Here is a 13,438-nt window from a genome sequence, read left to right as displayed (position 1 = left end):
AGGTATTACAAATGACTAAAACTTCGGAATTGATTTGGCATAACGGCGAAATGATCCCTTACGAGCAAGCAACAACTCACGTACTTAGCCATGCATTACATTATGGTAGCTCGGTGTTTGAGGGAATACGTGCCTATGATACGCCGAATGGCCCGGCGATTTTTCGTTTAACGGATCATATTCAACGGTTATATGATTCAGCAAAAATTTATCGTATGGAAATTCCATTTACTGCTGAGCAGATCATTCAGGCGTGTAAAGATGCAGTACGCGAGAATGGTTTTAAAGATGCTTATATCCGACCTTTTGCTTTTTTAGGGAATGTTGGTTTAGGGTTAAATCCGAAATCGCATTTAGCTGATGTCACTGTTGCAGCGATGCAGTGGGGCGCATATTTAGGTGATGACAGTTTAGCTGATGGCGTTGATGTGTGTATTTCATCTTGGAATCGTTTAGCACCAAATACTATGCCGACAGCGGCAAAGGCTGGTGGTAATTATTTGTCTTCACAATTGATTTCAGGTGAAGCCAAGCGCAATGGCTATGTTGAAGGTATTGCCCTCGATGTCAATGGTTGTTTAAGTGAAGGCGCGGGTGAGAATCTATTTGTTATTAAAAAAGGGATACTTTACACACCACCAACAACGGCGTGTATTTTACCAGGCTTAACGCGAGACACACTCATGGAACTAGCCCGAGCTAGGGGCTATGAAGTACGTGAAGAGTCTATAGCACGTGAAGCATTGTATTTAGCTGATGAGTTCTTTATGACGGGCACAGCTGCTGAAGTTGTGCCAGTTCGCAGCGTTGACCAGATCCAGGTTGGTAATGGGAAACGCGGTCCAATTACTGAAGAGCTGCAAAAAGCGTATTTCGATTTAGTAAAAGGACAAAGTGACGACACAAATGGTTGGTTAGAGTACGTCAATCAATAGTGAGAATAGCGCTCAGCCACAGTAATGTGGCTGCATTGGGAATGAGGAAACGTCGTCGTTGTACATATAGTAACGGCGCACAACATTAAAGGGTTAAACATGGCCAAGTTAAGAAGTAAAACCACCACCGAAGGCAGAAAACGCGCAGGCGCAAGGGCGCTTTGGCGTGCAACAGGCATGACAGACAGTGATTTTGAGAAGCCAATTGTTGCTGTCGTAAATTCTTACACGCAATTTGTTCCGGGCCATGTTCATCTCAATCAGCTCAGCGAATTGATGGCGGATACCATCCGTGATGCTGGGGGCGTCCCTCGCGAGTTTAATACCATAGCAATTGATGATGGTATCGCAATGGGCCATGGTGGCATGCTGTATTCTTTACCTTCGCGCGATTTAATTGCTGACTCAGTAGAATATATGGTGAATGCACACTGTGCTGATGCCATGGTGTGTATTTCAAATTGCGACAAAATTACACCAGGAATGCTGTTGGCTGCACTGCGTTTGAATATACCTGTGATTTTTGTGTCGGGTGGCCCAATGGAAGCTGGAAAAACCCGCTTGGCCGATATTGATATCAAATTGGATTTGGTTGATGCCATGGTTAAAGGCGCAGATCCAACCGTGAGTGATGAAGACTCAGAGCAAGTTGAACGCTCAGCGTGTCCAACATGTGGATCATGTTCGGGCATGTTTACGGCAAATTCAATGAATTGTTTACTAGAAGCGCTTGGACTGGCATTGCCGGGCAATGGTACAACGTTAGCGACACATAAAGATCGTCAACAATTATATGAAGCGGCAGGTAAACGTATAGTTGCTCTGTGCAATGATTATTATCAAAAAGATAATGAAGCCGTATTACCTCGAAACATCGCGAATAGAGCGGCCTTTATGAATGCGATGACCTTAGATATAGCAATGGGAGGGTCATCGAATACGGTATTACATTTATTGGCAGCGGCGCAAGAAGGTGGGGTTGATTTTGATATGAGCCATATCGATGAGCTCTCTCGCAAAACGCCATTTTTATGTAAAGTTGCGCCGGCAACTCAAGAATATCATATTGAAGATGTACACCGTGCTGGTGGCATGATGGGTATGTTAAATGAATTAGCCAAAGGTGATCGTTTAGATTTAACGGTAGGACATGTTGCGGGTGGCACTTTAGGTGATGTGATCACGCGGTGGGATGCAATGGATAGTAACAATGAAAAAGCACAACTATTTTTTCGAGCAGGCCCTGCCGGTATTCGAACCACGAAGGGGATGAGTCAAGCATATCGCTGGGATACGTTAGACACTGACCGTGTAAATGGTTGTATTCGTAGCATTGAACATGCGTTTCGACTCGATGGTGGTTTAGCGGTACTTTCTGGTAATTTAACACCTGATGGCTGTATTGTAAAAAGTGCAGGTGTTGTTGACGAGATGCTTGATTTTACAGGTCCAGCCGTTGTATTTGAATCTCAAGACGATGCGGTTGATAGCATTTTGGCTGGTGAGATTAAAAAAGGGGATGTGATAGTCATTCGTTATGAAGGACCTAAGGGGGGGCCTGGGATGCAAGAAATGTTGTATCCGACAAGCTATTTAAAATCAATGGGTTTAGATAGAGACTGTGCATTATTAACTGATGGTCGCTTTTCAGGTGGCACGTCTGGTTTATCTATTGGCCATGCTTCCCCTGAAGCGGCCAGTGGCGGCGCGTTAGCTCTGGTTGAAAATGGTGATTTGATCCATATTGATATCCATAATCGAGGTATTCATTTGTTACTTGACGAAACGCAAATGCAGGCTCGACGAGATAAGCAATTGGCACGAGGAAAAGATGCCTATAAACCATTGGATCGTCAACGAGTTGTGAGTCCTGCATTAAAAGCCTATGCGTTGTTAGCAACAAGTGCAGACAAAGGCGCTGTACGTGATTTAGCGAAGTTAGAGGAGTTAAGTTAACGATGGTTTCACAAGAGCTAGATTATTTTCGCGCTATTATTCAAGCTGATATGTCTCCACTAGTCAAGGTGACTGAATTAAGTGAAATGAGTGCACTCTCAGAACGTTTGGGGCAAAAAATCTGGCTCAAGCGTGAAGACCAACAACCGGTTTACTCTTTTAAATTACGTGGTGCATATCACAAATTACAGCAATTACCTCTAGGTAGTCAGGTGGTTACAGCATCTGCTGGGAATCATGCCCAAGGTGTTGCATTAAGTGCCGCACACCTTGGACATCAAGCGTGTATTGTGATGCCAGTGACGACTCCTGAGATTAAGGTCAATGCAGTACGTAATTTAGGTGCGAAAGTGGTGTTACATGGTCATAATTTTGATGAAGCTCAAACGCATGCGCACATGCTAACAGAACAAGAACAAGCGGTATTTGTTCCCCCTTTTGATGATAAAGATGTGATTGTAGGACAAGGCACTGTTGCGCGAGAGTTAATGCAGCAATTAAATGAATTAGATGCGGTATTTATTCCGGTTGGCGGCGGAGGCCTGTTGGCAGGTATGGCGGTATACATCAAGTCGTTACGCCCTGATATTAAAGTCATTGGAGTTGAAGCGCAGGAAAGCGCATGCTTAAAAGCTGCTTTGGAGGCAGGTAAACCAGTGACTTTATCGGAGGTGGGGAGTTTTGCCGATGGTGTGGCGGTGAAACTGATCGGCACCGAAACATTTCGATTGGCACAACAGTTTTGTGATGAAGTTATCACTGTGAGTGCTGATGAGATTTGTGCCGCGGTACAAGATATCTTTATTGCCACACGCGCAATAGCTGAGCCTTCGGGTGCATTGTCCGTCGCCGGCATAAAAAAATGGAGCGAGCAAAGTAATCGTGCAGGGCTAACCTTAGCAGCGGTTTTATCAGGCGCGAATTTGAATTTTGACAGATTACGATATATTGCAGAAAGAACCGCATTAGGCGCTAAAAATGAAGCGTTATTTGGGGTGACTATTGCAGAAGAAAAAGGCAGCTTCAAACAGTTTTGTCATGATCTAGAGGGTCGTGCAATCACTGAGTTTAACTATCGATATGCCGGTGAAGGAGAAGCGCAAATTTTTGTTGGTGTTGGATTACGCGGTGGACAAATTGAATTAGACGACCTTAAAGGGCGGCTTGAAAAGAAAGGTTATGCATTAGAAGATTTGTCAGATAATGAACTTGCTAAGCTGCATATACGTTACATGGTTGGTGGCAAGCCGCCTGTGTTATTGCAAGAGCGTTTATTGCGTTTCGAATTTCCTGAGTACCCTGGTGCACTGGCTCGTTTTTTAGATACATTGGGAGCGAACTGGAATATCACCTTGTTTCATTATAGAAACCATGGTGCCGCGGAGGGGAATGTATTGGCTGCTTTTGATATTGCACCGAATGCATATGAGCAGTTTGATAAACACCTCTCTCAACTTGGCTACCTGTATCAAGATGAGACTAATAACCCGTGTTTTAGCCAATATCTTCAAGCTTCGGTGGAAGAAGCACGTAAGGTCGGGTAATTTGCAAAAAAGCTTTGCTTTTCTATAGTTAAACTTCGAGTTTATTGGGAAGAGTAAAAGATGTATGGCGAAAGTTTGGTTTACTTTGTCGTTTATTATTTTTTTTTGGACATCAGGTGCTAACGGACTTGAGCCTGTTGTTCTGCAGCTGAAGTGGACACATCAATTTCAGTTTGCTGGGTATTATATGGCAGCGGAGCAGGGGTTTTATAAAGAGGCGGGGTTGAAAGTGACCATTTTACCAGCCAACCCTAGTAACCCAGATACACATTTTAAAGTGCTTTCAGGTCAGGCTCAGTTTGGCGTTACTCATTCAGGCGTGTTAAAGGCCAAAATAGATGGTAAACCATTGGTTGCGTTAGCTGCTATATTTCAGTCATCACCTTACTGCTGGATGGTAAAAGAGAGTAGTAATATATATAAACCGGAAGACTTCTTAGGGAAAAAGGTCAGTCACCTAGGAAAAGAGGAAAGTGCAGAGCTTACTGTCATGCTCGAGCGTGTTGGTATTAACATTTCAGATTTGCCATTATACGCAGGATTAAATCCATTAGAGGATTTCAAGCGGGGAATGTTTGATGCAATTCAGGTTTACGTTACGAACGAGCCGTATAAAATGCTGCAGGAAGGCGTTAAGACACGACAAATTTGTCCTAAGCAATATGGGCTGAATGTGTATGGCGATATTCTTTTTACCAGTGAAAATATGCTGGCCCATAAGCCCGAGACGGTTGAGAAGTTTAAGCAGGCGAGTTTAAAAGGGTGGCGCTATGCATTACTGAATATGCAGCACAGCATAGAGGTGATCCATGAGAAGTATGCGCGGCATAAAACCAAAGAGCAGCTGAGCTTTGAAGCGGATGAGCTTACGACTTATATTACTCATTCTGGAGGCGCTATTGGCAGCATGTCTGAAACACGTTGGCAATGGATCGCACAATTATACAACTTAGACTTGTCTCAATGGCGGAAGATTAAATCCACTTTTTTATATCAACATAAGCATGATACTACCGACTCATCATGGTCTTGGATGTTAGTGCTAGCTTGTGTCTTAACCTTACTATCAATACCCATGTACGGTTATTTGATGTTATTTCATAAACGAAAATATCGCATACAACAATTATCCTATCGTGATAAAAACACGCTAGAATAGCGTTTTATTTTGAAATGTATGTATTCATGTCTTTGCTTAATCAATTTCAACAACTCGATACGTGCTTATCCAACACACGAGATTACTGGCAACGTGTCGCATTTGATTATTTAACACTACCATTTACAGATGAGCTAAATCATTTTTTATTAAGCTTGGATGATAGTGAAGTGGCGGTATTAGATGCTGATCAAAATCGTTTATATGATGTGTTTTCTGAGTATATTCCACACCTGAGTGAGCTTGCTTCATTAACAGCATTACCGTACACAGAAAGGCCCCGAGAAAGCGTGCCTTTTTGGCTAAGCAATGGGATAAAAGGTCGTAAATTAATTCAGTTACAAGATTTCGTGAGCCATGTGCCTGAGCAGCAATTACCTGTATTGGAGTGGTGCGCGGGCAAAGGGCACTTGGGAAGACTCATGGCACATTTAGGTGCACCCGAAGTACATGCTATTGAGTTACAAGCTGGGCTATGTGAACAAGGTATTCACAGTGCCAAGCAACAAGCACTTAATGTCACCTTTAGCTGCGCAAATGTCTTAACCGACAATACGGTGCCGTATTTTAAAGCGCAGCAGCATGCAATAGCATTACATGCATGTGGTGCACTGCATCAGACCTTCATACGTCGTGCAGCAGCTGGGCACTGTCAAAAAATTAGCTTATCACCGTGTTGTTACCATTTATTTACTGAGCCAACATATCAACCAATGAGTGAGGAAGTAAAACACAGTAAATTAACTTTAAGCCACAGTGATATGAAATTAGCATTACAAGAAACGGTCACTGCACCAGATCGGATAGCCGTCGTTAGACGTAAAGAAGTGACGTGGCGTTTGGGGTTTGATGCATTACGCCGAGAATGTACTGATTCAGAGGTATATATAAGTGTTCCCTCGGTAAATAAAAGCATATTCTCTGGGGAATTTTCCGATTTTTGCCAATGGGCTGCAATGCAAAAAAATATTAACTTACCAGCCGAAGTTAATTATGATGAATATTTACTTCAAGGCCAAAAACGAAAACGTATAACAGATAGAATTGAACTGGTACGACATGTTTTTCGACGGGCATTGGAGATCTGGTTGGTCCTCGATAGGGGTTTATATTTACAATCAGCTGGGTATGATGTCACTCTTAGTGAGTTTTGTGAAAAGCAGCTCACACCAAGGAACATATTAATACACGCGACCCGAAAATAGAGGACTCCTGCGATGTGTACGCTCGAACACTTATTAGATAATAACCAACAATGGGCAGAGCGCGAACAAGCGCGAGATCCTGATTTTTTCAAAAAGCTACTTGGTCAACAAGAACCTGAATATCTATGGATCGGGTGTTCCGATTCTCGAGTACCGGCGAATGAAATTGTTGATTTAATGCCAGGTGAGCTCTTTGTGCACCGTAACGTTGCAAATGTGGTGGTACATACTGATCACAATTGCTTGTCGGTCATGCAGTATGCGGTTGAAGTACTAAAAGTAAAACACATTATGGTAGTCGGCCATTATGGCTGTGGCGGTGTACAAGCGGTATTGGATGAAGCGCGTTTTGGACTTATTGATAACTGGCTGCGTCATGTCTCAGATATAAAAGAAAAGCATCAACATATTATTGATAATATTGCGCAAGATAAGCAGTGTGACGCATTATGCGAGCTTAATGTTATTGATCAAGTTCGTAATGTTTGTCAAACCAACATTGTTCAAGATGCTTGGCGCAGAGGGCAAAGTTTAACGATTCATGGTTGGGTGTATGGACTAGCAGATGGATTATTGCATGAATTAAATGCCAGAGCTGGGCAACCAGAGCAAATAAATAGCCAATATGCTCTGGCTGTTACACAAGTAAAGGAACGTTACGCAAATTAATTTATTCTGCGTGTTTGTCGCTGTCTAGTTGTGCTTCTATTTCAGCGACTTTAGCTTCTAATTCGGCGAGCTTTTCACGTGTTCTGATGAGTACTTTACTTTGAATATCAAACTCCTCTCTACTGACAAAGTCCATCTCAGCAAGTTTATTTTGGATAGCTTGCTTCGTTTTTGACTCGAACGTATCTGCCAGATTTTTAACGCCTTGAGGCATGTTACTCGATATTTGTTTGGCAATTTCTTCAATTTTTGCTGGATTGATCATCTTTTTGGCCTATAAAAAGTTGCTTGTACGCATATTAGCAAATGTTCGTAAAACAACATAGCAAAGAGAAGTGTTGGGTGTACTTTACGATAAAGAAAAGAAACACCAAGAATAAGATCGCTTGCCTCGTTAAGTAAGCGGCTCTTTTGTTGATTGGTTTAATTAACCTCAGCTCAGGCTAAGCGAATTTGCCCAATAAAGCTATTTTTTGCACTCTCGGCGTTGCTTTCATTTGTAATAGCCCGCTATTACTGCATAAAAGCGCCTTGATATTGAGCAAAATATCATCATTGGATTGTACGTAAATTTGTTTTCAAAACATTTTCTATTCCAAAACCCTTATCCAAACCTGAGGTTAATTATAGAAAGGGCACATAGCTCATTTCATCACCTTCGTGAATTAATTGGTGGCTAGGCGCATGAGACGCTTTACGTTAAAATATGACTATTAATCGTATTTAAATAAGCACAGTAATGAAACTGAACCCAAAACAAGATGAAGCAGTAAAGTATATTAGTGGACCATGCTTGGTCTTGGCGGGGGCAGGCTCTGGGAAAACACGTGTTATTACGAATAAAATAGCCTATTTAGTACAAGAGTGTGAGTATCAGGCAAAAAATATAGCCGCTGTGACATTTACGAATAAAGCCGCTAAGGAAATGCGTGAGCGGGTACTGCAAACATTGGGTAAAAAAGAATCAAAAGGATTATGGGTCTCTACGTTCCACACACTTGGCTTAGAAGTGATAAAAAAAGAGCTTAAAACGTTAGGCTATAAGCCGGGCTTCTCATTATTGGATGATCAAGACACTAACCAACTATTGAGTGAGCTAACAGAGAAAGAGTTAGAAAAAGATAAAGATTTATTGAATTTGCTTAAAATGCAGATTGGTAATTGGAAGAACGAACTCATCTTACCGCAACGGGCAATACAAGAAGCCCGGGAACCGCAAAAAGCGCTCTTTGCTCAGCTATATGCGCGATATCAAATTCAATTACGTGCCTATAATGCGCTAGATTTCGATGATTTAATCATGATCCCAACATTATTATTGGGGCAAAACTCGACGGTAAGAGAGCGATGGCAGAGTCGTTTTCGCTACTTACTGGTTGATGAATATCAAGATACCAATACTAGTCAATATCAATTAGTAAAGTTGTTAGTAGGTGAACGAGCTCGGTTTACTGTGGTAGGCGATGATGATCAATCTATTTATTCATGGCGAGGTGCTAAACCCCAAAATCTAGTGTTGTTATCGAAAGACTATCCTGGATTACGATTGATCAAGCTTGAGCAAAATTACCGTAGTGTGAAACGTGTTTTAAAAGCAGCAAATATTTTGATTGCGAATAACCCCCATGAGTTTGATAAAAAATTATTCAGCGAACTTGATATGGGAGAACCCATTCGTGTGATTGCGACCAGAGATGAGGAGCATGAAGCAGAAAGGGTTGTTGCTGAAATTATTTCTCATAAGTTTATGAAGCGAACAAGTTATCGTGACTATGCAATATTGTATCGTGGAAATCATCAAGCGCGGGTGTTTGAAAAATCACTGATGAGTAACAGGATCCCTTATAAAATAAGTGGTGGTATGTCATTTTTCTCACGTAGTGAGATAAAAGATATTATGGCGTATCTTAGGTTATTGGTTAATCAGGATGACGATAATGCATTTTTACGTGTGGTCAATACACCACGCAGAGAAATAGGGCCGGTGACCTTAGAGAAATTAGGCAGTCTAGCGAATGAACGCCATATTGGACTCTTTGCAGCGTGTTTTGAACAAGAGCTTACACATCGCTTGGCGGGACGCGGATACAATGCATTAATGGGGTTTGCGCGTTGGGTTGTGGAATTGTCAGATAGGGCTGTCCGTGGTGATACCTTAGAGGCGGTTAAAGACATGGTACGTGAGATCAACTATGAAGCCTATTTGTATGAGTCTTCACCGAGTGCCAAAGCCGCCGAGATGCGTATGAAAAATGTCTCTGAACTCTATAAATGGATCACTGACATGCTGACAGGGGATGCTGATAATCCACCTATGACTTTACCTGAAGTTGTGAGCAAATTGACATTACGAGATATGTTGGAACGTAATGAAGAAGAAGATGACAGTGATGCTGTGCAGTTATTAACTTTACACGCATCAAAGGGTCTCGAATACCCCCATGTGTTTATGGTGGGTATGGAAGAAGGGTTTCTACCGCATCAGACCAGTATCGATGAAGAAAATGTTGAAGAAGAAAGACGTTTGGCCTACGTGGGGATCACGCGTGCGCAAGAAACATTAACGCTCACTTATGCAAAGAATCGTCGGCAATTTGGGGATGTTTCAACACCGGAATTAAGTCGCTTCGTACTCGAGCTGCCACAAGATGATTTACACTATGAAGGTAAGAAAAAAACCGTGGCTTCGCAAAACGAGCGGATGGAACAAGGTCAAGCTAGGGTTGCTAATTTACGTGCGATGCTAAAACGTTAGTGTCTCTGATTCAGTCGGTATTGGTGGTGTTTGTCGCACATCAATAGCGGCTTTTTCAATATGATGTTGCTTACCAAAAAAGCGAGTTAAACCATGACTTTCAAGTAAACTTCTGAAGTTTAGTATGGCGGGTCCTTTTGCAATTACCTGCATATTTTGCAATTGTGTCACGGCAAGGATCCCCTTTAATTGTGCTTCATAACTGGTTTGCTGGAGAACCCTTTTACTAAAGGTCGAGCTAAGTAAAACATAGGTGAAATTGATTTGGCTCAATAAAGTGAGATCACACCGATCTTTGGCAAAATCATTGATCCCGATGATGTAACCTAAATGAGTTAACTCGCAGAGGTTGTCTTGTTGCTGATTGGAGGCATAACGAATTTCAGTTTCATCAAATATGAGGCATAAAGAATGGGTATGTTGTGCCAGTCGTTGGCATAGCTGAGCAAAGACTTGTTGATCCAATAAAATAGTAGAGCACGCAAAAAGTACATCTTGTTTGGTATCACGAGCAAGCTCTAATGCTTGAGTAAGCAGCAATAGTTCAATATCCACATGCTCTGCTTTTTCCGCTGCAAACTTTTTTAATATATCAAAACTGGTACTGCCTAATACAGGGTGTTCACCAAAAGCTTCAAGCATAGAAATATCATTATTTGAGAGACTTAAGTCAATTATATCAGTCCCTCTAAAATGGCTCGGTAATGCACTCAAATGGTGATACTCTGCCGTTTTATGGTTGCCAGTCGCAGCGGTTAATAATGGATGATAAAATTCATACCGACCACGACCTGCATTTTTAGCATAGTACATAGCGGCGTCAGCATCGCGAATAATTTCGTCAGTATTTTGGTAATGTTTATTACTGTATGTAATACCAATGCTTGCCCCACTCTGCATACATACACCTTTCATACAGAAAGGTTGTTGCATAACCTTAATGATACGCTTTGCAACGTCTTCCGCTTGCTGGCGATCACTTAAGTGATCTAATAAAATAACAAATTCATCACCCGCTAACCTTGCCAATAAGTCGTGTTCTCGAATGCACTCTAAAAATGCTTGTGCGACCCAAATCAAAAACTGATCACCGGCTTGGTGACCAAGTTCGTCATTGATCAATTTAAATTTATCAAGATCGATAAATAATACAGCGAAATTATGCTCAGGGTGACGCTGGAACTTTTGCAAGGTTTTTTCTAGTTGTGTTAAGAATAAACTGCGATTGGGTAAGCTGGTTAATGCATCGTGGTGCGCGTCGTGGTATAGCTGTTGTTCTATTTTTTTTCGCTCATCAATTTGCATTTGTAAATGTAAATTACTTTGCTGTAAGGCTTTGGTTTTTTCTGCAACACGGTGCTCTAATTGCAAGTGACTTGCTTTGAGCGCTTGATTAGCCAAATGAGTTTGTAGTACGGATGCAATTTGATTGGAAACAAATGAAATAAGTTCAATATCATCGTGGTTAAATTCATACTTATGATCATATGCCTGACAAGCAATTAAACCAATCACGCCATGTGCTGTTTTTAATGGGGCTCCCATCCAACTGGTAGCGAGTCTTTGCTGGTGATAATGACGAGTTCTAACCACAATACTACTATCAATTAAGGTTTTGGCTCTTTCAATATCAATTAGTTGGCTTTGCTCGGTACTTATTACCAGTTCACTGTAGCCTTTTGCAAATGGTCGAGGTTTGTAATGTGATACTTCGTCAACACAATATGGGAAGCTTAACCATCCGGTATTTTTGTCATAAAGGGCGATGAATAAGTTATCAGCAAAGGTAATAGAACGAATAATGTCATGAACTTGCTGATATACGTCGTCTATATCATTAAACTGTGTTGCAAGCTCAGATATTTTAAAGAGGATCTGTTGGCGTTCTAAAGCGCGTTTTCTTTGCTCGATTTCTTTATTTAATGCGTCATTACTTTGCATTAAAGCACGCGTACGAATTTTTACTTCGGACTCTAATAGCTCTCGCTTTTTCACTCGTTCAATAGCGGTTGCTAAATAAAGAGACATAACTTCAAGTAGTTCAATTTGTTGTTCGGTGTAGTGCTGGTCTTTTTGATAACTTTGCGAGACCATGACGCCGATAATTGTCTTGTCACGATAAATTGGCACACCAACCCAATGTTCTGCTGGACTGCCTAGTGCTCTGAATACCCCATCACGAGCTTGCTCTGTCATTTGAGACTGCGTCAGGTAGAGGGTTTTTCCTGTACGGAAAACATGGCCTGTGATCCCATCAGAAAAATGATGTGCTTCATGGAGAGGGACTGCGATGCCATCTTTTTCATCTACGAAATAAGATAATTCAAGCTCTTGGGAAAACTGATTTTGTAAAACAACATAAAAACTTTTACAGGGAAGGTGTTGGACTAAAATGTCATGAATTGCGGGGTACAACAATGTCAGCTCTGCAACCGTACTTGCTTGCTCAGATAATAAAATAAGAGCGTGCTGTAAGTGGTTGTTTTGTTTGTGTTTTTTTAACAGGACCTCGAGTTTTTTATTTCTTCGAATGGTCTTGCGCAGTAGAGCTGCGGGATCTTCCAATGATTTAACCCAAAATTATTATTATTTGAACAATTATTAATCGTATATTTTCATTTTTATCAACAGGGGTCAAGCCAATCTTTATGATAAATACGAAAGGGGGTCGCTTATTCAGAGTTTTGCCGAAGATCTGACGTTCTTCGGCAAATGGGCGTTACTTTGCTGTCATAAAGTCGATCGCTGCTGTAATTTCATCATCAGAGCAATCCATGCAAGTCCCGCGTGGTGGCATAGCATTGAAGCCATTAATTGCATGATCAATTAATACCTCACGACCTTTGGCTAAACGGGTAGTCCAGTCGTCTGGCGTTTTAGGCGCACCTAGTGCACCAGTGCCATGACAAGCAAAGCATGATGCTTGATATACTTGCTCACCAGAGCGAGGGCCGCTAGAGATTACTTCAGCAGGCGCCGCACCAGCTAAATAAACAGAGCCTACAGGTGCTAAACGTTTTTTAATTGCCTCTTCAGTCAAAGCATTGTCGTAAGGTTGCGCTATTGCCGCTGTAGATAGCAATAAAAGAGCCGCTGAAAGTTTTTTCATTTGTCTTGCCCACTTCGGTTGTGACGTGATCAATCACGATAGATGACGGAATTTTTAGCAATTATAACGCCACCCACTCATTTATAAAACGTAAACTTACTTATAT

Annotated in this window: 10 protein-coding genes; 7 read left to right on the top strand and 3 right to left on the bottom strand. The window is 41.6% G+C overall.

Translation table 11 applies throughout. The features are described 5' to 3' along the window. Nucleotides 1–11: 11 nt before the first annotated feature. The 6 genes from PAUR_RS17045 (at nucleotide 12) to can (ending at nucleotide 7,468) form a co-directional block, all read left to right on the top strand. Entirely contained in the window at nucleotides 12–935 is a 924-nt protein-coding gene (locus PAUR_RS17045) for a branched-chain amino acid transaminase (RefSeq protein WP_192508932.1), read from the top strand. A 99-nt stretch (nucleotides 936–1,034) separates the two neighbouring features. Then, the gene (ilvD, locus tag PAUR_RS17040) at nucleotides 1,035–2,891 is read left to right on the top strand and encodes a dihydroxy-acid dehydratase (protein WP_192508931.1); all 1,857 of its coding nucleotides are present in this window, start codon (nucleotides 1,035–1,037) and stop codon (nucleotides 2,889–2,891) included. Nucleotides 2,892–2,893: 2 nt separating this feature from the next. Then, nucleotides 2,894–4,435 carry a threonine ammonia-lyase, biosynthetic gene (ilvA, locus tag PAUR_RS17035; RefSeq protein ID WP_192508930.1) on the top strand — a complete coding sequence of 514 codons (1,542 nt, stop codon included), beginning with the start codon at nucleotides 2,894–2,896 and terminating at the stop codon, nucleotides 4,433–4,435. 64 nt (nucleotides 4,436–4,499) lie between these two features. Beyond that, entirely contained in the window at nucleotides 4,500–5,594 is a 1,095-nt protein-coding gene (locus PAUR_RS17030; RefSeq protein WP_192508929.1) for an ABC transporter substrate-binding protein, read from the top strand. Nucleotides 5,595–5,620: 26 nt separating this feature from the next. Continuing rightward, the gene (locus PAUR_RS17025) at nucleotides 5,621–6,799 is read left to right on the top strand and encodes a methyltransferase (protein WP_192508928.1); all 1,179 of its coding nucleotides are present in this window, start codon (nucleotides 5,621–5,623) and stop codon (nucleotides 6,797–6,799) included. 12 nt (nucleotides 6,800–6,811) lie between these two features. Next, a complete protein-coding gene (can, locus tag PAUR_RS17020; RefSeq protein WP_192508927.1) occupies nucleotides 6,812–7,468 on the top strand; it encodes a carbonate dehydratase in 657 nt (218 codons plus the stop codon). 1 nt (nucleotide 7,469) lies between these two features. Here the strand turns inward: can and ubiK are convergent, their stop codons facing one another. Then, the gene (ubiK, locus tag PAUR_RS17015) at nucleotides 7,470–7,733 is read right to left on the bottom strand and encodes a ubiquinone biosynthesis accessory factor UbiK (RefSeq protein WP_192508926.1); all 264 of its coding nucleotides are present in this window, start codon (nucleotides 7,731–7,733) and stop codon (nucleotides 7,470–7,472) included. A gap of 474 nt (nucleotides 7,734–8,207) precedes the next feature. Here ubiK and rep point away from each other — a divergent pair, with 474 nt between their 5' ends. Continuing rightward, nucleotides 8,208–10,223 carry a DNA helicase Rep gene (gene rep / locus PAUR_RS17010; RefSeq protein WP_192508925.1) on the top strand — a complete coding sequence of 672 codons (2,016 nt, stop codon included), beginning with the start codon at nucleotides 8,208–8,210 and terminating at the stop codon, nucleotides 10,221–10,223. Here the strand turns inward: rep and PAUR_RS17005 are convergent. Together PAUR_RS17005 and PAUR_RS17000 are read right to left on the bottom strand one after the other, a co-directional pair. Continuing rightward, the gene (locus PAUR_RS17005) at nucleotides 10,212–12,788 is read right to left on the bottom strand and encodes a bifunctional diguanylate cyclase/phosphodiesterase (RefSeq protein ID WP_192508924.1); all 2,577 of its coding nucleotides are present in this window, start codon (nucleotides 12,786–12,788) and stop codon (nucleotides 10,212–10,214) included. The genes rep and PAUR_RS17005 overlap by 12 nt on opposite strands. A gap of 154 nt (nucleotides 12,789–12,942) precedes the next feature. Next, complete coding sequence (locus PAUR_RS17000; protein ID WP_192508923.1) at nucleotides 12,943–13,332, bottom strand: c-type cytochrome; 390 nt, start codon at nucleotides 13,330–13,332, stop codon at nucleotides 12,943–12,945. Nucleotides 13,333–13,438: the final 106 nt, after the last annotated feature.

The organism is Pseudoalteromonas aurantia 208 (assembly GCF_014858725.1).
GTDB lineage: Bacteria > Pseudomonadota > Gammaproteobacteria > Enterobacterales > Alteromonadaceae > Pseudoalteromonas > Pseudoalteromonas aurantia.
Note: the sequence above shows the minus strand (reverse complement) of the source record. Positions and strands in the feature narration are given on the sequence as shown.

What these genes read in the sequence shown, in the direction of transcription:
- PAUR_RS17045 (WP_192508932.1), top strand. Translation starts at nt 12, where the DNA reads ATGACTAAAACTTCGGAATTGATTTGGCATAACGGCGAAATGATCCCT.
- ilvD (WP_192508931.1), top strand. Translation starts at nt 1,035, where the DNA reads ATGGCCAAGTTAAGAAGTAAAACCACCACCGAAGGCAGAAAACGCGCA.
- ilvA (WP_192508930.1), top strand. Translation starts at nt 2,894, where the DNA reads ATGGTTTCACAAGAGCTAGATTATTTTCGCGCTATTATTCAAGCTGAT.
- PAUR_RS17030 (WP_192508929.1), top strand. Translation starts at nt 4,500, where the DNA reads ATGGCGAAAGTTTGGTTTACTTTGTCGTTTATTATTTTTTTTTGGACA.
- PAUR_RS17025 (WP_192508928.1), top strand. Translation starts at nt 5,621, where the DNA reads ATGTCTTTGCTTAATCAATTTCAACAACTCGATACGTGCTTATCCAAC.
- can (WP_192508927.1), top strand. Translation starts at nt 6,812, where the DNA reads ATGTGTACGCTCGAACACTTATTAGATAATAACCAACAATGGGCAGAG.
- ubiK (WP_192508926.1), bottom strand. Translation starts at nt 7,733, where the DNA reads ATGATCAATCCAGCAAAAATTGAAGAAATTGCCAAACAAATATCGAGT.
- rep (WP_192508925.1), top strand. Translation starts at nt 8,208, where the DNA reads ATGAAACTGAACCCAAAACAAGATGAAGCAGTAAAGTATATTAGTGGA.
- PAUR_RS17000 (WP_192508923.1), bottom strand. Translation starts at nt 13,332, where the DNA reads ATGAAAAAACTTTCAGCGGCTCTTTTATTGCTATCTACAGCGGCAATA.